Below are 17,805 nucleotides of genomic sequence, written 5' to 3'. Positions count from 1 at the left end.
TCATCCAAGTGCGGTCGCCGGCACCGGGACAGCGTCCGAGGTCGCCCGCGGGCGGGCCGAAGGTCCTGCCGATCGCACCGGCCGCCCCCAGCGAGCCGTCCGGGATGCTCCTATGGTTGTCAAGCTGCTTTGGCGGGTCGTTTTTCTGCGGACGCGGACGTAAGCGCGAGGAAGACTTCTCGGGCGACATATCGCTTGAGGCAGCGGATGATCTCGGGCTTGGTCAGCCCCTGGGCGGTGCGTCGGGCGATGTAGTTCTTGGTTCTCTGGTCGGTGGCCATGCGGGTGATGACGATGCGCCAGAGTGCGCTATTGGCGGCTCGGTCTCCGCCGCGGTTGAGCCGGTGCCGGGTCGTCCTGCCCGACGAAGCAGGCAAGGGCGCCACGCCGCACAGCATCGCGAAGGCGGCCTCGTTGGTGAGGCGGTCGGCATTCTCGCCGGCCGTGACGAGCATCTGCCCGGCCACGTCGGGACCGATGCCTTTGAGTGCGAGCAGCCCGGGGTTGATCTGGGCCACGAGCGGACCGAGCAGCTCGTCGAGATCGGCGATCTCGACGCTGAGCGCCCGGTGGCGCCGAGCAAGAGAGCGCAGCGCGATCTTGGTGGCCGTGCCCGGATCGCCGGCACCGGCACGGTCCGGCCGCTGGTCGGCGCAGACCTTGATCAGTTCTCGGTCGGGCAACGCCCGCAGCTGGGCGCGCAGCGATTCCGGTGCGGTGACGATCAGCGCCTTGATCTGTCGCTGCACGTCAGCGCGGTGCCCGACGGCCGAACGGCGCGCCACCCGCAATGCCCGCAGCGCCTCGACACGACCGTCTCGCTGCTTGGGCAGCCCGGTGCGCACCCGGGCCAACGCGGCCCGGGCCGCAGCCTCGGCATCGACGGGATCGGATTTGCCCTGCCACCGGCGGGCCTTGCGGTCGGGCCGGTCGACCTCGACCATGGCCACGCCCTGGGCGGCCAGCAATCGGGCCAGGCCGGCCCCGTAGACACCGGTGCCCTCGACACCGACCAGCAGCAGCGTCCCGAACCCGCGCAGCCACCGTAGCAACGCCCGGTAGCCGGCGGCGTCGGTGGGGAACTGGGCCGACCCCAACACCCGCCCCGCGGTGTCCACCGCTGCCGCGGTGTGGGTGTCCTTATGGGTGTCCACACCGCCGACCACCTCGACCGCCGATGAGTCTGCTTGTCGCTCCGCTTGTACTGCTGTCATCGTTGACCTGCCGTCCTGTCGCTGAACCGGGAAGGGCGGCACGCGCCGGTCGGGCGGGCGGACAAGACAGTGACGGGGCCTCTGGCCAGGCTCCTATAAGGTCACGACGCCCGTCCGGCAGGTGCCGAGATCGCCGCCGAACCCCGGCCGACACATCCCGTTCAGGACACCACGGTCAGTCAGGGCACGAGTCAAGCCGAAGCTCGACGGCGATCCACCCCTACATCCTCACTGTCAGGGCAGCGGCGCGGTCCAGATCAGCCGGGTGCCGCCGGCCGGTGGGCGGGTGACCGACAGGGCGCCGCCGGCCGCCGCGGCCCGCCGGCCCAGGTTGTGCAGACCGCTGCGGGCGACCGTTTCGGGCAGCCCGACCCCGTTGTCGGTCACGTCCATGACCAGATCGTCCTCGACCGAGACCGTGATGATCAGTTCGGTGGCCTGGGCGTGCCGGACCGCGTTGCTGACCGCCTCGCGCAGGGCCGCCTGCACGTCCTGGGCCAGGTCGGGCGGGATCACGTCCAGCGGGCCGGACATCCGTACGGTCGTGCGCAGCGCCGCGTCCCCGGTGAGGTCGGAGATCACCTGATTGAGCGCGGACCGCAACCCGGGCTCCTGGGCCGGGCCCGCCTGCAGGTCGAAGATCGCCGTCCGGATCTCCTGGATGACGTCGTGCAACTGGTCGATGTGGTCGGCCAGCCGGGCCGCCTGGTGGGGGGACTTCTCCCGACGGTGGGTGCTCTGCATGCCCAGCCCGATCGCGAACAGCCGCTGGATGACGTGGTCGTGCAGGTCCCGGGCGATCCGGTCGCGGTCCTCCAGGACCTCCATCTCCCGCCGGGCCAGCTGGCTCTCCGCCCGATCCAGGGCCAGCGCGGCCTGGTCGGCGAAGGTGGAGACCAGGTTGAGCTCCTGCTCGTCGAACTGGTCGGACCCGGGCCGCCGCACTGTCAGCAGCACCCCGCTGATCTGCTCGCCGGTGCCCAACGGCAGCACCATCGCCGGACCGAACTGCCCGGTCAGGTCGAAGTCCAGCCGCAGCACGTTGCGCGGCAGCCGGTCCAGGAACACCGTGCCCATGGTCGATCCGGCGACCGGGACCCGCCGGCCGGTCAGCTCGACCGAGTCCAGCCCGACGCTGACCGCGATCACCAGCTCGCCCGGCTCGGCTGCGCCGTCGGCCGGCTCGACCGGCAACGCGATCATGGTGTGATCGGCCTTGGTGAGCTCGCGGGCCCGGCTGGCGATCAGGCGCAGGGCCTCCTCGGTGTCCGAGCCGCCGAGCAGCTGGGCGGTGACCTCGCCGGTGGCCTCCAGCCAGGCCTGCCGCTGCCGGGCCGCTTCGTACAGCCGGGCGTTGTCGATGGCGATCCCGGCCGCACCGGCCAGGGCCGAGACCACGACCTCGTCGTCGAAGGTGAACTCCTCGCCGTTGCGCTTCTCGGTCAGGTAGAGCCGGCCGAACGTCTCCCCCCGGGCCCGGACCGGCACGCCGAGGAAGGTTCGCATCGGCGGATGGTGCGGCGGGAAGCCGATCGACATCGGATGCTGCGACAGGTCCGCCAGCCGCAGCGGCTTGTTCTCCTCGATCACCACCCCGAGCACCCCGTGCCCGGTGGGCAGCGGTCCGATCAGCTCGCGGGTCTGATCGTCGATGCCGACGTGGACGAACTTGCTGAGCATGCCGCCCTCGCCGAGCACCCCCAGCGCGCCGAATCGGGCGTCGACCAGCTCGATCGCCGCCTGCACGATCTGGCGCAGGGTGACGTCCTGGTCCAGGCCGGAGGACACCGCCAGCACGGCGTCCAGCAGCGCGTCCATCCGCTCCCGGGTGTCGGACACGATGCCTTCGACGCGGTCGCCGACCTCGTCCAGCAGCTCCCGCAGCCGCTCCTGGGACAGCCGCTGACCCACCTGCGGCAGGTCCTCCCGCCAGGGCCTGGACCGGCCCCGGCGCGCGGTCGGCTGACCGGCCGCGGGCGGCGGCCCGGCCCGTTCGAAATCCGGTCCATCCGGCGTCGTCATCTAGCTGCACACTCCCGGGTCGGCCAGGCGGGACGTTCGACCCTGTAGTCGGGTCCGGCCGGACTGAATAGTGGTGGGAATGACTGTTGAGTGAGCGCCATATGCACCAAATGTCCAGAGTAGACGGGGACCGGACATGTGAATACCAGGACCAGGGACTTCGGCGCCCTCAGCTGGTCGCAGGTCGACGCGGCCCTGGCCGAGTCGGTGACCGACCTTCCTCCCGCCGATTCCGCGCCGTGGTCGTGGCACTGCGCGGCCGGAACCATCTCGCTGCGCGCCGACCTGCCGCCGGTGGCGGACCCCCGGCACCGGGAGCTGATGCTGATCGGCGGCGCCCTGCTGCTGAACCTGCGGCTGCTGATCCGCGGCTCGGGGACCTTCGTCACCGTGCGCACCCTGCCCGATCCGGGCCGGCCCGATCTGATCGCCGTGCTTCGGCCCGAGGGCACCGCGCGGGTCACCCCAGCCGACCGGGCCCTGCTCCGGGCCGTCCTGCACTCCCGCGACCGTCGGCCGGCGCCGGCTGCGCCGGTCGGGGCGAGCGTGGTCGGCCAGCTGCAGCAGGCCGCCCGGGTCGAGCGCACCTGGCTGGCCCGCCTGCCCGGTTCGGCCGCGGCCGAGGCCCCGGCCGGGAACCCCGATGCACCGTCGCCCCTGGTGATCGGGACCGTGCTGGACGGCGCCACGGCTCGGTTGCAGTCCGGGCAGGCGCTGCAACGGGTGCTGCTCACCGCGTCCCTTAACGGGGTCCTCAGCCGGGTCGATCCCGAGCCGCTGCGTGCGCCCGGCGGGCGAGCGCAGGTGCGCCGGATCATCGGCGGGGGCCTGTGGCCGCAGGCCCTGCTCCGGGTGGGCGCCCCCACCTGACCCCCGTGGCGGCGTTGCGGGGCGGCTCGGGCCGATGAGCGCGCCCCGGTCAGGACAGGCCGTCACGACCGCGCTGCCGCTGATCGCGCAGTTCGGTGGCCAGCACGGCGACCTGGGTCCGGCGCTGCATGCCGAGCTTGGCCAGCACGCTGGACACGTAGTTCTTGACCGTCTTCTCGGCCAGGAACATCCGCTCGCCGATCTGCCGGTTGGTCATGCCCTGCCCGATCAGGTCGAGCACGACCCGTTCCTGCTCGGTCAGGCCGGCCAGCGGCCCCGGATCCTGTGCCTCGGCGCGGATTTTCGACATCAACGCGGCCGCCGCCCGGGTGTCCAGCAGCGAGCGACCCGATCCGACCGTCCGCACCGCGGACACCAGCTCCATGCCTTTGATGTCCTTGATGACGTACCCGCCGGCCCCGGCCAGGATCGCGTCGAGCATCGCCTGCTCGTCGGTGTAGGAGGTCAGGATCAGACAGTTCAGCGTGGGCATCCGCGACCGCAGTTCCCGACACAGCTCGACGCCATTGCCATCGGGCAGCCGCATGTCCAGCACCGCGATGTCCGGGCGCAGGGCGGGTATGCGGGCCAGAGCCTCGGCCACGGACCCGGCCTGCCCGACGACGGTCAGGTCCTCTTCCTCGTCCAGCATGTCGCCGACGCCGCGGCGGACGACCTCGTGATCGTCGACCAGAAACACGGTGAGCACAGCATTCTCCTTCGGATGACGGGCACCCCGACCACGCCCGATGGAGACAACCGGGACCCACCCTACGGCCAGACCGGACCGGGGACCACGCGGCCGGCCGCCGGTTCAGATCTCGCGCCGGCCCAACCTCCAGACGGCCCCGGCGACCAGCCCGGCGCTGGCCACGACCGCCACCGCCATCGCCGGCAGGAAGTCGACCAGTGTGGCGCCGGTCAGCAGATCGGCCGGCGCGGCGACCAGGCTCGACGGCAGCCAGTCGTGCAGCGGGGCCACGCTGCCGGCGATCGCCAGCAGCAGCAAGGTGATCAGGGCGAGCCCGACGGTGCCCAGGGTCCCCCGGGTCAGGGATGCGGCGGCGGCGACCACCGCGATGACGAACGTCAGGTAGAGCGCGGCGCACAGCAGCCCGGCGGCCATCGATCCGGCCGGGAGCGGGCCCAGCAGCACGGCCGTGCCGTACCAGACGGCCAGGGTGCCCAGCGCGTAGGCGGCGATGGCCGCCGCCAGCGTCACCGTGAGCCGGGGCCGGATCAGGCTCCACATGCCGGTGGCCCGGGTCCGCAGGAAGATCGACACGCCCGGGTGGGCGTCGAAGGCCAGCGCGCCGGCCGCAATCGCCACCACCACGATCACCCCGGTCTGGCCGACCTGGTTGATGTAGTTGGTCATCCCGTCCTTGGGCTGCGGCGGCGGCACGATGATGGTCATCTCCGACTGGACCCGGGTGAGGATGTCGGGCAGGTACGTGGCCGTCACCGGGCCCAGCAGCCCGAAGGCCAGGTAGACCCCGAACAGCGCGATCCACCGGTGCGTGCGGAACAACCGCAGGATCTCCAGCCGCCACAGGCTCATCGCCCGCGGCGTGGCGGCCATCAGGGCCGGGTCAGCTGTGGACACCGCTGATCACCTCTTTCGCGGTCGTGGTCAAGGCCAGGAACGCGGCCTCCAGATCCGCGGCCACCGGCTCGCAGGAGATGAGCCGCTCCCGGCCGGCGGCCAACGCGACCGGGATGCCCCGCTCGCCGGCCTCGATCGAGACGGCCTCGACGCGCAGCGCGTCCGGGCCGACCGGCTGCACCGCGGTGACCCACGGCTGGCGGCCGAGCTCGGCCCGCAACGCCGTGGTGTCCCCGGCGATCCGGATCTGCCATCGCGGCTGCAGGTGGGTATCGATCAGGGTGCGCGTCGGGCCCTGGTAGAGCAGCCGCCCGGCGCGCAGGACGCCGACCTCGTCGGCCACCCGTTGCACGTCGGCCAGGATGTGGGTGGACAGCACGACCGTGCGCCGGCCGCGCATGCTGGCGATGAGATCGAGCATGTCGGCCCGGCCGGCCGGGTCCAGCGCCGACGTCGGTTCGTCCAGGATCAGCAGCTGCGGGTCTCCGACCAGCGCGCAGGCCAGCCCGAGGCGTTGGGTCATCCCACGGGAGAAGCCGCCGACCGGCCGGTCGGCCACGTCGGCCAGCCCGGCGGTGTGCAGGGCGGCGGCGAGATCGTCGCCGTGCGGGGGCATCCCGATCATCGTCCGGGCCAGGTTCACCGCCTCCGTGGCCGTCAGCCAGCCGTCGAATTCGGGGACGTCCGGGCAGACCGCGATCGCCGTTCGCGGCAGGGCGATCCGGACCGTACCGCGATCGGCGTGCCGCGTCCCGGCCAGGATGGACAACAGGGTGGTCTTGCCCGAGCCGTTCGGGCCGACCAGCCCGTAGACGCAGCCACGGGGAATGGCCAGCCCGACGTCGAACAGCCCGGTGCCGCCGTAATCCTTGGTCAGCGCGGCGGTTTCGATCAGGATCGGGTCGCGGAGGGCGGGCTCGACCGCGACGCGGGCAAGGGCTGAGGTGGGACCGGGGACGGGGGCCGGGACCGGGGCCGGAGGGCCGGGCCGCTCGGGCGTCGCGGCGTGACCGCGGCCGAACAGCAGGTAGGCGATCGCGCCCAACGGGGCCGATCCGATGACGATGATCAACCCCCAGGCCAGCTTGGGCAGGTACTTGACCTGCGGCGCCCGCACCAGGTCGACCAGGCTGTAGATCACCAGCCCGAGCACCGCCAGCAGCACCGGCCCGAGCACCAGCAGGGCCGGCCCGGACGGCAGGTTCACCTCGCCCAGCTCGGCCCCGAGGACTCGGCCGCTCATGGCGCTCGTCCCTTCAGTGAGAACGGATCACGCGGGCCGGGCACCGCAGCAATCGGGCATCGACTGCCGTGACGGGTGGCCTCGGTCTGCGTCGGGTCGTGCTCGGTCACCGGGCATCGGCGACCGTGCTGCCGTTCCCGCCGACCCTCCACCGGCGGGTACGAGGTCCAGTCAATCCCGCGGAGCCGGCCGGGTCAGCAGGCTTTGGACGTGCCCTGCTGGACCGAAGGTCCCCCTGTGGGCCGGGCCGGGACGGTGATCGGCAGAGGGGACTTTCGCCCCGGGAAGAACCCGCCCGAGCTGGCGATACTCGTCCACGACAGGTCTCGGTTCTCGGCGCGGAGGAGCTCGACGTGGGCATCGAACGGCAGGCCACGATCACCGTGGGCGTGGACGGCTCACCCGAGTCGATGGTGGCCGCGACATGGGCGGCCCAGGAGGCCGCGCGGCGGCGGATGACACTGGAGCTGCTGCTGTCCATCAACGAACCGCTGGAGAACCATTCCGGGTACGTGTTTCCCGCCCCGGTGATCGAGGCGGTGCGCTCGGCGAACCGGGAACGCCTGGCCGACGTCGCCGCCGTCGTCCGGCGCGAACACCCGGACCTTCAGGTGCGGACCAGCCTGGATTTCGTCGACCCGCGGCGGGCCCTGGTCACCCGGTCCCGGCACACGTCGATGACGGTCGTCGGCACCCGCGGGCACGGCCGGCTGCCGGAGGTTCTCGTCGGCTCCGTCGCCCTGTACGTGGCCGCCCACGCGCACTCGCCCGTCGCGGTCGTGCCGCCGGCCGCCGACCTGACGGCAGCCGGACCCGGCGGCCCGGTGGTGGTCGCGGTGGACGGCCGCCCGGACAGCATCTCGGCCATCGGCTTCGCCTTCGACGAGGCCGCCGTGCACCACACGGAACTGGTCGCGGTCCTGGTCTTCGACGAGCTGGCCTACCGCGGATTCGCCAAGGGCGGCAGCCAGATCGGTCACCTGGAGGACGATGAGGAACGGGCCGTGCTGGCGCGGGAGCTGGCCGGATGGGCCGAGAAGTACCCGGACGTCCCGGTTCGGCAGCTGGTGCTGCGTGGGCAGCCCGCGCAGACCCTGCTGCACTACGCGGCCGGCAGTCCGGCGGCGCAGCGGCCGCGCCTGCTGGTGGTCGGCAGCCGGGGGCGCGGCGGCATGGCCGGTCTGCTGCTCGGCTCCACCAGCCAGCGGCTGGTCACCCAGGCCACGGTGCCGGTGATCGTGGTCCGCCCGGAACCGGGGTGAGGAACGCCGGACAGGATCAGCCATGACCGGTCACCCATCGACCGCCCGGACGGCGACGCGGGAATCCCGGCCGCCGCACCTGCGGCGGATCCAGGACCTGGCCATCGGCCTGATGACGGTCGGGATGGGCGCGCTGTCACTGACCGGACCGGACATCGGCCGCGGGCTGGATTGGTGCGCGGTCATCGTCACCGCCGGCCTGGGACTGGCGTGGGTGCTTCGGCGGATGCCCACCGCCGCGGGGACGCTGGTCCTGGCCGGATTCGGCACGACGGTGGCGGTCTCCGCCACCGCAGTGGCGGTGCCGCACCTGGTGATCACGGGAGCATCGTCGACCGCGGTCGCCGCGTCGGTTGCCGCGAGCGGCGGGCTGCTCGCCGTCGGCTGCGCGGCAGTCGTCTTCGTCCGGGCGGTGCCGGGTTGGCGGCGACTGCTACTGGTCCCGATCGTGATCGCGGTCGGGTACGGCCTGTGCCTCCCGCTGGGGCTGGCGGTGTACGCCACCCACGCGCCGCGCACGGCGCTCGCGTCGGTCTCCCCCGCGGACCGGGACCTGACCTATCAAGAGGCGTCGTTCACCTCCGCCGACGGGGTGAGCCTGTCCGGCTGGTACATCCCGGCGACCAACCGCGCCGCCGTCGTGCTACTACCCGGCTCCGGGTCGACCCGCACCGCGGTGCTCGATCACGCCGTCGTGCTGGCCCGTCACGGATACGGGGTGCTGATGGTCGATCCGCGGGGTCAGGGCACCAGCGAGGGCCAGGCCATGGAATTCGGGTGGTTCGGCGAGTCGGACGTCGCGGCGGCCGTCGGCTTCCTGCAGCGGCAACCCGGGGTAGAGCCGGGCCGGATCGCCGCGGTCGGGCTGTCCATGGGCGGCGAAGAGGCGATCGGCGCCCTGGCCGCCGATCCGCGCATCCAGGCCGTCGTCGCCGAAGGCGCGACCAACCGCGTCGCCGCCGACAAAGCCTGGCTGGCTGATGCCTACGGCCTACGCGGGCACGTGCAGCTCGCCGTCGATGGGGTCACCTACGGTTTGGCCGATGTGATGACCGACGCCCCGCAGCCGATCTCGCTCGGTGATGCCGTGGCGGCCGCGGCACCGCGCGCCGTCCTGTTGATCGCCGGTGGTGGCACCGAGGACGAGGTCGCCGCCGACACCGCCATCCGGGCCCGGTCCCCGGACACCGTGCAGCTTTGGGTGGTCCCCGGCGCGGCACACACCGCCGGCCTGGCCGTCGCCCCGGTCGAGTGGGAGTCCCGGGTCATCGGATTCCTCGGGGACGCACTGTCGTAACTGATGAGAGGCGACCACGGACGGCCGGATCGGGGACCTTGGCCTCTGACCGGACCGCGCCGGTGGGCGTTCAGTGGAAGGGTCCCTGGCCGCGGTGGCCGGCGCCGGCCTCGCGGCACCCTGGCCTGATGAGGTGATCGCCGTGACTGCTCTGCTGCATCAACGACTCGCCATCGCAACCGGTTACGCGGCCGTGCTGTGCGGCCTGGGCGCGGCGCTGCTGGAGAGACCCTGGCCTGCGAACCCGGCCGACCTGCCCACGTTCCTGACCGAAAATCATGCGGCCGTCCTGGGTCAGTCCCTGCTGTTCGCCATCAGTTCCGGATTCCTGCTGTGGTTCCTGGGCAGCTTGCGCACCTGGCTGCTGCGGGCCGAGGTCGGCGGCCGGGTCAGCATGATCGCCTTCACGGCCGGCATGGTGGGCTGCGGGCTCACCCTGCTGGCTCTGGGGCCGCAGCTCGCGCTGACCCTGCCCGATCGGAGCTGGATCGAGCCGGCCACTGCGGCGATGGCCGTCGACCTGGGCTACGTGACGCTCACGGTGGCCGGCCTGCCGATGGCCGTGATGTACGCGGCGGTGGCCGTGGTGTCGTTGCGGGACAGCGCATTTCCCGCATGGCTGGGCTGGGTGGCGGCCGTGTCGGCGGGGTGCACCGTGGGTCTGGTGCTGGCCCTGATCGACCCGACCGGCGCGCTGGCCCCGCAGGGCTGGCTCAGCTACGTCTTCTACCTGGTGCCGGTGATCTGGCTGGTGGCGGCCCCGACCGTGATGCTGATCGACACGAGCCGGCGGCCTACCACCACGGTGCTGCAGGTGACGGTGTCGGCCTGATCGTCGGTGCCGCACCGGCGGGACCTTCGCCCCTGGTTCCCATCCCCGGCGACGACGAGAGTCGTTGCTGATGAGGCGGTATCGCGAAGCGAGCGCGCGTCGGGGTTGGCCGGAACACATCCTGGGAGTGGTCATGGGTGATCGTGCGGGTCGTCCGGCCAATCGGTGGCCGCTGGCGCTGCGGGTCTGGGGCAACCCGGTGGCCCGCGGCGCCGACCGGGCCGAGGCCCTGTTGATCATCGGACTGACCCTGATCTGGTTGCTCAGCGTGCCGGTCATCGCGACGGTGGCCAGCGCGGAGTGGACCAGCGTCGACGCCCGGGTGGCCGCCGACCAGTCCGCCGACGTGGCCGTCGTTGCCGTGCTCCAGGCCGACGCGCCGCCGCTGACCGCCGGCGACGCCCACGCCCCGTCCCTCACATCGCCCACGGCGCCGGCGATCTGGCTCGGGCGGGACGGGCAGTCGGCTCACGGGATGGTGACCGTGCCGGCCGGGGCTCGGGCCGGTCAGCGCGTCACGATCTGGCTGGACCCGGCCGGCGCCGTGGTCGATCGGCCGATGACCACGCAGGTGGCGGCCGGGCTCGTGGTGCTGGCCGCGCTGGGTGGCTGGGTCGGCCTGGGCGTGGTGTTCGCCGGGGTGTGGTGGACCGCCCGGGTGGTGTTGAACCGCCACCGGGCCCAGCTCTGGGAGCAGGGCTGGACGAACTTGGAGGCCGGCCTCAGCCCGCAGTGACGGCGACATCGGCCGGCTGCGGATCGATCTCGACCGGACCCGGTGATCCGGTCAGGCCGGGGCCAGGTCGGTGGACCGGGTCAGCTCGCCGTACTCGGTCACGCTGCCGGTGAGCTGGTCGGCCCGTTCGGTGAAGGCGGCAATCGCATCGCTGCCCAGACCCACCCGCACGGGCGGATCGGCCAGGGCGACCAGGTGCGCGATCGCCGGCCCGAACCTGGCCGGATCGCCCAGTTGGGCGTGATTCATCCGATCCAGCCACGCCCGCCGGTCGTCGGCCCCGGCGCGGTAGTCCTCGATGGACTGCGCGCCGTGGCTGACCGAGCTGGGGTCCAGGAAGTCCGTGCGGAACATGCCCGGGTGCACCACGGTCACCCTGATCCCGAACGGCTGGAGTTCCTCGGCGAGGCCCTCGGACCAGCCGGTCACCGCGAACTTGCTGGCCCCGTAGATGGTCGACCCGGCGCCGCCGACGATGCCGGAGATGGAGGCGATGGTGACGATGTGCCCGGAACGTTGCCGGCGCAGGGTCGGCAGCACCGCCCGGGTGACGTCGAAGACGCCGAACACGTTGGTCGCGAACTGCCGCTCGATCTGCTCGGGCGTGATCTCCTCGAACACCCCGAGCTGCCCGTAGCCGGCGTTGTTGATCAGCACGTCGATCCGCCCGAAGCGGTCGACCGCCGCCCCGACCGCGGCCTGGATGCTGGCCGGGTCGGTCACGTCGAGGTGGACGGCCAGCAACTGGTCCTCGTCCCCGGACAGAGCGGCCCGAATCTGCTCCGGCTGCCGGGCGGTGGCCACCACGCGGTCGCCGGCCTGCAGGGCGGTGCGCGCGATCTCCTGGCCGAAACCGCGGTTGGCGCCGGTGATGAACCACGTTTTGCTCATGATCTTCCTTCGTCGGTGAGTGTTATCGGGGATGGCTGGGTGGTCGGACAGGCAGGGGCCTCGACCGGGCCGGCCGCCGCGGTGCGCGCCGACGCTCGATCGAGCTCCATGAGAGCACCGCGGGGGCCGCGCCGCGGCGGGCCGGTTGCGCCGGACAATGGACCGGTGACCACGGACGGCAACCTGCGCGAGTTCCTGGTGTCGCGGCGGGCCCGCCTCGACCCGGCCGAGCTGGGCCTGCCGCCCTCCTCCACCACCCGCCGCCGGCGCGGCCTGCGCCGGGAGGAGGTGGCCGCGCTGGCCGGGGTGAGCGTGGACTACTACGCCCGACTGGAGCAGGGACGAGTCGGCGCCGTGTCCGATCAGGTCCTGTCCGCCATCGAGGGCGCACTGCGGCTGGACGAACTGGAACGTCGGCACCTGCGGGCCCTGGTGGCCGGGCAGGCCCGCCGCCCGACGACCGCTCCCGCCGGCCAGCCCTCGTCCCGACCCGGTCTCCGCGCGGGGCTGCGCGAGCTGGTCGCCGCGCTGGACCCGATCCCGGCCATGGTCCAGAACCGGCGGATGGACGTGCTGGCCATCAACCGCGCCGGTTCGGTGCTGCTGGCCGATTTCCCCGCGATGCCCGCACGGGATCGCAACATCCTGCGCTGGCTGTTCCTGGATCTCAGCACCCGTACCCGGTATCCCGATTGGGAAGAGGTGGCCTCGATGACGGTGGCATCGCTGCGAGCGGCCCGGGAGCCGGGCCGGCCGGACGAGCAACTCGAGCGGCTGGTCGGCGAATTGTCGGTCGCCTCACCGCAGTTCGCGGCCTGGTGGGCGGACTACCGGCTGCACCAGCACAGCCACGGACCCAAACGGATCTTCCATGAGGCGGTCGGTGTGCTGGACCTTCGCTACGAGTCGCTGGACATCCCGCGGTCCGGCGGCCAGACCCTCACCCTGTACACGGCGGCCGCCGGTTCCCCGGCCGACGAGAAGCTGCGGATCCTGCTCAGCTGGGACGCCAGCACCGTGCTCCCCGACACCGCAGTTTCCGACACCGAAGTTTCCGACACCGCAGTTTCCGACACCGCAGTTTCCGACACCGCCGTCCCGGAGTAGGCCGGGACCGGCCGACGGGGATCAGCGCGCGGTGGTGAACTGAGGCATCCGCTCCATGATGGCCTGCAGCTCGGCGTCCTCGGAGATGCCCTGGAAGTCGTGCCGAGGCGTGTAGTGCGCCTGCAGTTCCCGCAGCTCGCCGGCCTCCAGCTCGATCTGCAGGGAGGCGACGGCCTCGTCGATCTGGCCGATGCTGCTGGCCCCGACCAGCGGTGCGGTGACCACCGGTTGGGCGTGCAGCCAGGCGAGCGCGACCTGGGCCCGGCTGATCCCACGGGCCTGCGCGACCCGGCCGACGGCGTCGATGGTGGCCCGGTCGGAGGCCTCGTTCTGGGGAAGGTAGAGCAGGTCGGCGAACGGGTCGCTGCGACCGCGGTCGGTGGACTTGGCCTGCGCCCACGGCCGGGCCAGCCGCCCCCGGGCCAGCGGGCTCCACACGATGGTGCCGACCCCCTCGTCCAGGCAGAGCGGGATCATCTCCCGTTCCTCCTCGCGATGCAGCAGGTTGTAGTGGTCCTGCATGGTGACGAACCGCGCCCAGCCGTGCGCCTGTTGCGTGTGCAACGCCTTGGCGAACTCCCAGGCCGGCATCGAGGAGGCGCCCAGGTACCGGACCTTGCCCGCCTTCACCAGATCGTGCAGGGCTTCCAGGGTTTCGGTCAGCGGCGTGCGGTGATCGTTGCGGTGGATCTGGTACAGGTCGATGTAGTCGGTGCCCAGCCGGCGCAGCGAGTGCTCGACCTCGATCATGATCGCCTTGCGGGACAGTCCCTTTCCGTTCGGCCCCGAGCGCATCGGGTGCCGCAGTTTGGTCGCGATGACCACCTCGTCGCGGTCGGCGAAATCGCGCAGCGCGCGCCCGAGGATCTCCTCGCTCGAACCCTGGGAGTACATGTTGGCCGTGTCGAAGAACGTGATGCCGGCTTCCAGCGCGTGCTTGATCAGTGGGCGGCTGCGTTCCTCGTCCAGCGACCAGACCGGGTGCCCACGGCCGGGGTCGCCGTAGGTCATCGCACCGATCGCAATCGGCGAGACGTCCAATCCGGTGGTTCCGAGCTTGACGTAGTCCATGGCCGTCTCCCTGCTAGGCTCCGAATTGCGGAGAACTCTCCGCCATCGCCGAAACTAGCGGAGAACTCTCCGGACGTCAACGCGCCCGGAACAGTCGAGGGCCGAGGGAGGTCGCGGTGACCCAGGACGAGGTGCGGTACGGCACCCAGCGAGCCGCGGCGGCGCGTAACCGAGCGGTGATCCTGGACGCCGCCCACGACCTGCTGGCGGACAACCCGAACGCGTCGATGAACGAGATCGCCAAGCGGGCCGGCGTCGGCGCCGGCACCCTGTACCGGCACTTCCCCACCCGGGAGGACCTGCTACTGGCCGCCTACCGGCACGACGTGCAGCGGTTGGTGGATTCGGTCGCCGACCGGCTGGCCACCCTGCCGCCCCGGCAGGCCTTCGAGCGCTGGTTCGAGGACCTGGCCGGTTACATCCGGGTCAAGCACGGCCTCGGCGAGGCCCTGCACACCGCGGCCGCCCAGGAAGCGATCAACGAGACCTACGAGCCGGTCACCGCGGCGATCGGCCAACTCCTGCGGGCCGCCGAGCGCAGCGGCGAGGTGCGCGCAGGGCTGGACCCCGGGGACGTCCTGCTGCTGATGGGATTCCTGTGGCGGATCCCACCGGGTCCGGGTCGCGCCGAGCAGAGCCGCCGGCTCATCGCCGTCGTTTTCGACGGACTGTCCCCCGACCAACCCGGCGACGACGACCGCTCGGGCACCCGCCGGCGGTCATGACGATCGCTCGGCCAGCACCCCGGCGGGCGCCGGCCGGGTCCGTCCGGCGGCCACCATGCGCAGGGACCATGCCAACTCCACCCCACGGACGTCCTTGATGACGTACCCGTCGGCCCCGGCCAGGGTCGCCTCGCGGATCGCCTGCTGATCGGCGCAGGAGGTCAGCATCACGCAGGCGAGGTGCGGCATTCGGGACCGGAGTTCGCGACACAGCTCGATGCCGTTGCCGTCGGGCAACCGCAGGTCGAGCACGGCGATATCCGGTTCGAGCACCGGGATCCGGGTCAAGGCCTCGGCCACCGACCCGGCCTCACCGACCACCCTCAGGTCCTCTTCCTCGTCCAGCAGCTCGGCGACGGCGCGCCGGACGGCCTCGTGGACGTCGACCAGAAACACTGTGAGCACCACACTCTCCCTCGCGCGCGAACGCGCCGCCAATCCCCCCGACCCAACGGGACGCACGGGCGGCCCCCCCCACGCAGTCGTCACCCCTACGACCCATCGCCGTTCCATGTCGCCGGCGGCCCACAGCTCCCGACCACCACCGGAATCCCCCGACGAGACTCCGGGACGCGGACGGCCACAGCGACCCGCAACGCGAGCGGTCGTGAAGCCTGGGTCTGGCGATCACCACCGGACGCACGGACCCCGACACCGGTGAGGGCACCTGGTCGCGTCCGGCGGGACATTGACACTGCGCGGATTTCTGGGCGGTGAGAACAGATCTCTCGATGGGCGGCTTTCGTGGCGGCTCCACCGGTCCCAACCGGCTGTTGAGTCCAGCAGCCCCGACTCAACACCCAGATGACGATGCCGTCAAGGGTGACGGGCCGGACCCGCACCACTCCCCGTGGCCATCTTTCTCCCACCATCCAGACACCATCCTCTGAGATGGTGCTAGGATGGTGGGACCGGCGAAGGAGAGGTGCTCGGATGGCCGAGATCGAAAAGACGGAAAAGATCACCATCAATCTGGGGTTGGTCGATCTCGGCGAGATCGACCTGCTGGTGGGCGAAGGGTTTTACGCCAACCGCACCGATTTCATCCGATCGGCCATTCGCCGGCAACTGGAAACCCGGTCGGGTGCGGTCAAGGACACCGTCGCCCGGCGCACGCTCGAACTGGGGTCGGTGCAATACACCCGCGCCCAGCTCGAACAGCTCCGCGCGCAGGGAAAGACCGTGCACCTGCGGGTGCTGGGTCTGGGCAGCATCGCCAACGATGTCTCCCCCGAACTGGCCCTGGCCACCATCGAATCCGTGGAAGTCCTGGGCGCGTTCCGCGCGTCCCGGGAAGTCAAGGCCGCCTTGGCTTCCCGCACCGTCTGAGCATCAGTTCGCGGCGTTCGCCCGCACGGATCACCACGTCCGGCCGACCATCGGGGTCGACCGATTCACCATCACGACAGGAGTTCTACTGCCATGCCCAAAAACATGACCGCCACCCTGGACCGCGCCATGCGCCTCATCCGGGACAACGCCGCCACCGTCTCCGCCCACCGTCCGCCCGAAGGCGGGAGCGCGCCGTCGCTGCCCGATCCGACCGGCATCCTGGCTCGGATGGGCATTAGCTCGGGGTCCGGGCTGCCGAGGTCGGAATCGGGAACCGGCACGTTGCCGACCGGGCCGCCGCTGGACGTGACCGAATTGCTCTCGTCCTTGCCGGCCGGGCTCAACCTGAACCTGTCCGGGCAGCTGCCCGGCGGGCTCAGCTCCCTGCCCGGTGGCCTGGGGTCCCTGCCCGGGTCGGGCGCCAATCCGGCCGCAGCGGCCGCCGCGTCCGCGGCCGGCGGCGAGATCCGGCACCTGACCTACACCGGTCCGGCCGGTGCGCGGAACTACGACCTGTACATCCCCACCGGTTACACCGGCCAGTCGGTCCCGTTGGTCGTGATGCTGCACGGCGGCACCCAGAATGCGACCGATTTCGCGGCCGGCACCGGCATGAACCACCAGGCCGAGGAGCACACCTTCCTGGTTGCCTACCCGGAGCAGTCCCGCGCGGCCAACCACAGCGGGTACTGGAACTGGTTCCGCCCCGAGGATCAGCAGGCCGGTTCGGGCGAGCCGGCGATCATCGCCGGCCTCACCGAGCAGATCATCGCCGAGCACGGCGTCGACCGGGGGCGGGTCTACGTCGCCGGGTTGTCCGCCGGCGGCGCGATGGCCTCGGTGATGGCCGCCACCTATCCCACCCTGTTCGCGGCGGCCGGCATCCATTCCGGGCTCGGCTACCGGGCCGCGACCGACATCCCCGGGGCATTCGGTGCCATGCAGTCCGGGGGCTCCCCGGTCAGCAGCGGGCCGGTTCCGGTGATCGTGTTCCATGGGGCCGGGGACGGCACCGTTGCTCCGGTCAACGCCGAGAAGATCATCGGGGCCCGGTTGGCGGCTCCCGGCACCGGCCGGGTGCGGTCGGTCAGCACCCGGGTGGCCGACGGCGGAGGCCGCCCGCACACCCGGACGGTGCACACCGACGCCGACGGGATCGTGGTGGCCGAGTCGTGGATCGTCGACGGGGGCGGCCACGCCTGGTTCGGCGGTCACTCGGCCGGCAGCTACACCGACCCCCAGGGGCCGAGCGCGTCGGCGGCGATGACCCGGTTCTTCCTGGCCCACAGCGCCGTCGGCACGACCGGCTGATCCGGGCGTCCTAGCCGTGAGCTCACGCTGCGATGCGCTGCGAGCACCAGGCCGACCGAGTCCCAGACCACGAGAGTGACTGCGGCGTAGAGCGTCCGGCAGCATTCACACTGCCCGCGACGGGCCGCCGGGACACCGTCCCGGCGGCCGTGGACGGGCGCCGGAGCGGACGATTCGAGTGTCATGACTGATCCTCTCGGGGACCGGGAGCGGCGCATCGATGAGACGACCCCGGCGGCAGCGACTCTCCGATCGAGTACGGCGGTGTGCAGGTGGCGAAAGGGGA

16 protein-coding genes and 1 pseudogene are annotated in these 17,805 nt (G+C 71.8%); 9 read left to right on the top strand and 8 right to left on the bottom strand.

Annotated elements, in window-relative coordinates; all coding sequences use genetic code 11:
• Positions 1-119: 119 nt before the first annotated feature.
• Both NAMU_RS09985 and NAMU_RS09980 read right to left on the bottom strand, forming a co-directional pair.
• A complete protein-coding gene (locus NAMU_RS09985; protein WP_052307725.1) occupies positions 120-1,214 on the bottom strand; it encodes an IS110 family RNA-guided transposase in 1,095 nt (364 codons plus the stop codon).
• Between the two features lie 234 nt (positions 1,215-1,448).
• On the bottom strand, positions 1,449-3,236 hold the full coding sequence (locus NAMU_RS09980; protein ID WP_015747289.1) for a GAF domain-containing sensor histidine kinase: 1,788 nt from the start codon (positions 3,234-3,236) through the stop codon (positions 1,449-1,451).
• Between the two features lie 138 nt (positions 3,237-3,374).
• Between NAMU_RS09980 and NAMU_RS09975 the strand changes: the two genes are divergently transcribed.
• Positions 3,375-4,106 (top strand): hypothetical protein, encoded by a 732-nt coding sequence (locus tag NAMU_RS09975; RefSeq protein ID WP_015747288.1) that lies wholly within the window; start codon positions 3,375-3,377, stop codon positions 4,104-4,106.
• 49 nt (positions 4,107-4,155) lie between these two features.
• Here NAMU_RS09975 and NAMU_RS09970 read toward each other — a convergent pair whose 3' ends face one another.
• From NAMU_RS09970 to NAMU_RS27250, 3 genes are all read right to left on the bottom strand, one after another.
• The gene (locus NAMU_RS09970; RefSeq protein ID WP_015747287.1) at positions 4,156-4,815 is read right to left on the bottom strand and encodes a response regulator; all 660 of its coding nucleotides are present in this window, start codon (positions 4,813-4,815) and stop codon (positions 4,156-4,158) included.
• 105 nt (positions 4,816-4,920) lie between these two features.
• The gene (locus tag NAMU_RS09965; RefSeq protein WP_015747286.1) at positions 4,921-5,712 is read right to left on the bottom strand and encodes a hypothetical protein; all 792 of its coding nucleotides are present in this window, start codon (positions 5,710-5,712) and stop codon (positions 4,921-4,923) included.
• Complete coding sequence (locus NAMU_RS27250; protein WP_015747285.1) at positions 5,699-6,955, bottom strand: ATP-binding cassette domain-containing protein; 1,257 nt, start codon at positions 6,953-6,955, stop codon at positions 5,699-5,701. Before NAMU_RS27250 ends, NAMU_RS09965 begins: the two co-directional genes overlap by 14 nt.
• Before the next feature lie 353 nt (positions 6,956-7,308).
• Here NAMU_RS27250 and NAMU_RS09955 point away from each other — a divergent pair, with 353 nt between their 5' ends.
• The 4 genes from NAMU_RS09955 to NAMU_RS27240 all read left to right on the top strand — a co-directional run bounded on the left by NAMU_RS09955 (position 7,309) and on the right by NAMU_RS27240 (position 11,082).
• Positions 7,309-8,217 (top strand): universal stress protein, encoded by a 909-nt coding sequence (locus tag NAMU_RS09955; protein ID WP_015747284.1) that lies wholly within the window; start codon positions 7,309-7,311, stop codon positions 8,215-8,217.
• Between the two features lie 22 nt (positions 8,218-8,239).
• Entirely contained in the window at positions 8,240-9,514 is a 1,275-nt protein-coding gene (locus NAMU_RS27245) for an alpha/beta hydrolase (protein WP_015747283.1), read from the top strand.
• Positions 9,515-9,656: 142 nt separating this feature from the next.
• The gene (locus NAMU_RS09945) at positions 9,657-10,346 is read left to right on the top strand and encodes a hypothetical protein (RefSeq protein ID WP_138180067.1); all 690 of its coding nucleotides are present in this window, start codon (positions 9,657-9,659) and stop codon (positions 10,344-10,346) included.
• Between the two features lie 133 nt (positions 10,347-10,479).
• On the top strand, positions 10,480-11,082 hold the full coding sequence (locus NAMU_RS27240; RefSeq protein ID WP_015747281.1) for an Rv1733c family protein: 603 nt from the start codon (positions 10,480-10,482) through the stop codon (positions 11,080-11,082).
• Positions 11,083-11,133: 51 nt separating this feature from the next.
• On the opposite strand, the gene NAMU_RS09935 is transcribed toward NAMU_RS27240, so the two are convergent.
• Positions 11,134-11,973, bottom strand: coding sequence for an oxidoreductase (locus tag NAMU_RS09935; protein WP_015747280.1), 840 nt, complete (start codon positions 11,971-11,973; stop codon positions 11,134-11,136).
• A gap of 165 nt (positions 11,974-12,138) precedes the next feature.
• Between NAMU_RS09935 and NAMU_RS09930 the strand changes: the two genes are divergently transcribed.
• Complete coding sequence (locus NAMU_RS09930) at positions 12,139-13,080, top strand: helix-turn-helix transcriptional regulator (protein WP_015747279.1); 942 nt, start codon at positions 12,139-12,141, stop codon at positions 13,078-13,080.
• Positions 13,081-13,101: 21 nt separating this feature from the next.
• Here the strand turns inward: NAMU_RS09930 and NAMU_RS09925 are convergent, their stop codons facing one another.
• The gene (locus tag NAMU_RS09925; protein ID WP_015747278.1) at positions 13,102-14,151 is read right to left on the bottom strand and encodes an aldo/keto reductase; all 1,050 of its coding nucleotides are present in this window, start codon (positions 14,149-14,151) and stop codon (positions 13,102-13,104) included.
• A gap of 116 nt (positions 14,152-14,267) precedes the next feature.
• Between NAMU_RS09925 and NAMU_RS09920 the strand changes: the two genes are divergently transcribed.
• A complete protein-coding gene (locus tag NAMU_RS09920) occupies positions 14,268-14,876 on the top strand; it encodes a TetR/AcrR family transcriptional regulator (protein WP_015747277.1) in 609 nt (202 codons plus the stop codon).
• A 36-nt stretch (positions 14,877-14,912) separates the two neighbouring features.
• Here NAMU_RS09920 and NAMU_RS09915 read toward each other — a convergent pair.
• Positions 14,913-15,281 (bottom strand): annotated as a pseudogene (locus tag NAMU_RS09915) (response regulator); the annotation flags it as partial.
• 528 nt (positions 15,282-15,809) lie between these two features.
• On the opposite strand from NAMU_RS09915, the gene NAMU_RS09910 reads away from it, so the two are divergent.
• Together NAMU_RS09910 and NAMU_RS09905 are read left to right on the top strand one after the other, a co-directional pair.
• Positions 15,810-16,205 (top strand): CopG family transcriptional regulator, encoded by a 396-nt coding sequence (locus tag NAMU_RS09910; RefSeq protein ID WP_015747275.1) that lies wholly within the window; start codon positions 15,810-15,812, stop codon positions 16,203-16,205.
• A gap of 93 nt (positions 16,206-16,298) precedes the next feature.
• On the top strand, positions 16,299-17,519 hold the full coding sequence (locus tag NAMU_RS09905) for an extracellular catalytic domain type 1 short-chain-length polyhydroxyalkanoate depolymerase (RefSeq protein ID WP_015747274.1): 1,221 nt from the start codon (positions 16,299-16,301) through the stop codon (positions 17,517-17,519).
• Positions 17,520-17,805: the final 286 nt, after the last annotated feature.

Source organism: Nakamurella multipartita DSM 44233 (genome assembly GCF_000024365.1).
In the GTDB taxonomy this organism is placed as follows: Bacteria; Actinomycetota; Actinomycetes; order Mycobacteriales; family Nakamurellaceae; genus Nakamurella; species Nakamurella multipartita.
This window is presented reverse-complemented; position numbering and strand designations above follow the sequence as displayed.

Excerpts from the sequence above, each read along its gene's own strand:
- NAMU_RS27240 (WP_015747281.1), top strand. The coding sequence starts at position 10,480 with ATGGGTGATCGTGCGGGTCGTCCGGCCAATCGGTGGCCGCTGGCGCTG.
- NAMU_RS09935 (WP_015747280.1), bottom strand. The coding sequence starts at position 11,973 with ATGAGCAAAACGTGGTTCATCACCGGCGCCAACCGCGGTTTCGGCCAG.
- NAMU_RS09925 (WP_015747278.1), bottom strand. The coding sequence starts at position 14,151 with ATGGACTACGTCAAGCTCGGAACCACCGGATTGGACGTCTCGCCGATT.
- NAMU_RS09905 (WP_015747274.1), top strand. The coding sequence starts at position 16,299 with ATGCCCAAAAACATGACCGCCACCCTGGACCGCGCCATGCGCCTCATC.
- NAMU_RS09980 (WP_015747289.1), bottom strand. The coding sequence starts at position 3,236 with ATGACGACGCCGGATGGACCGGATTTCGAACGGGCCGGGCCGCCGCCC.
- NAMU_RS27245 (WP_015747283.1), top strand. The coding sequence starts at position 8,240 with ATGACCGGTCACCCATCGACCGCCCGGACGGCGACGCGGGAATCCCGG.
- NAMU_RS27250 (WP_015747285.1), bottom strand. The coding sequence starts at position 6,955 with ATGAGCGGCCGAGTCCTCGGGGCCGAGCTGGGCGAGGTGAACCTGCCG.
- NAMU_RS09985 (WP_052307725.1), bottom strand. The coding sequence starts at position 1,214 with ATGACAGCAGTACAAGCGGAGCGACAAGCAGACTCATCGGCGGTCGAG.
- NAMU_RS09910 (WP_015747275.1), top strand. The coding sequence starts at position 15,810 with ATGGCCGAGATCGAAAAGACGGAAAAGATCACCATCAATCTGGGGTTG.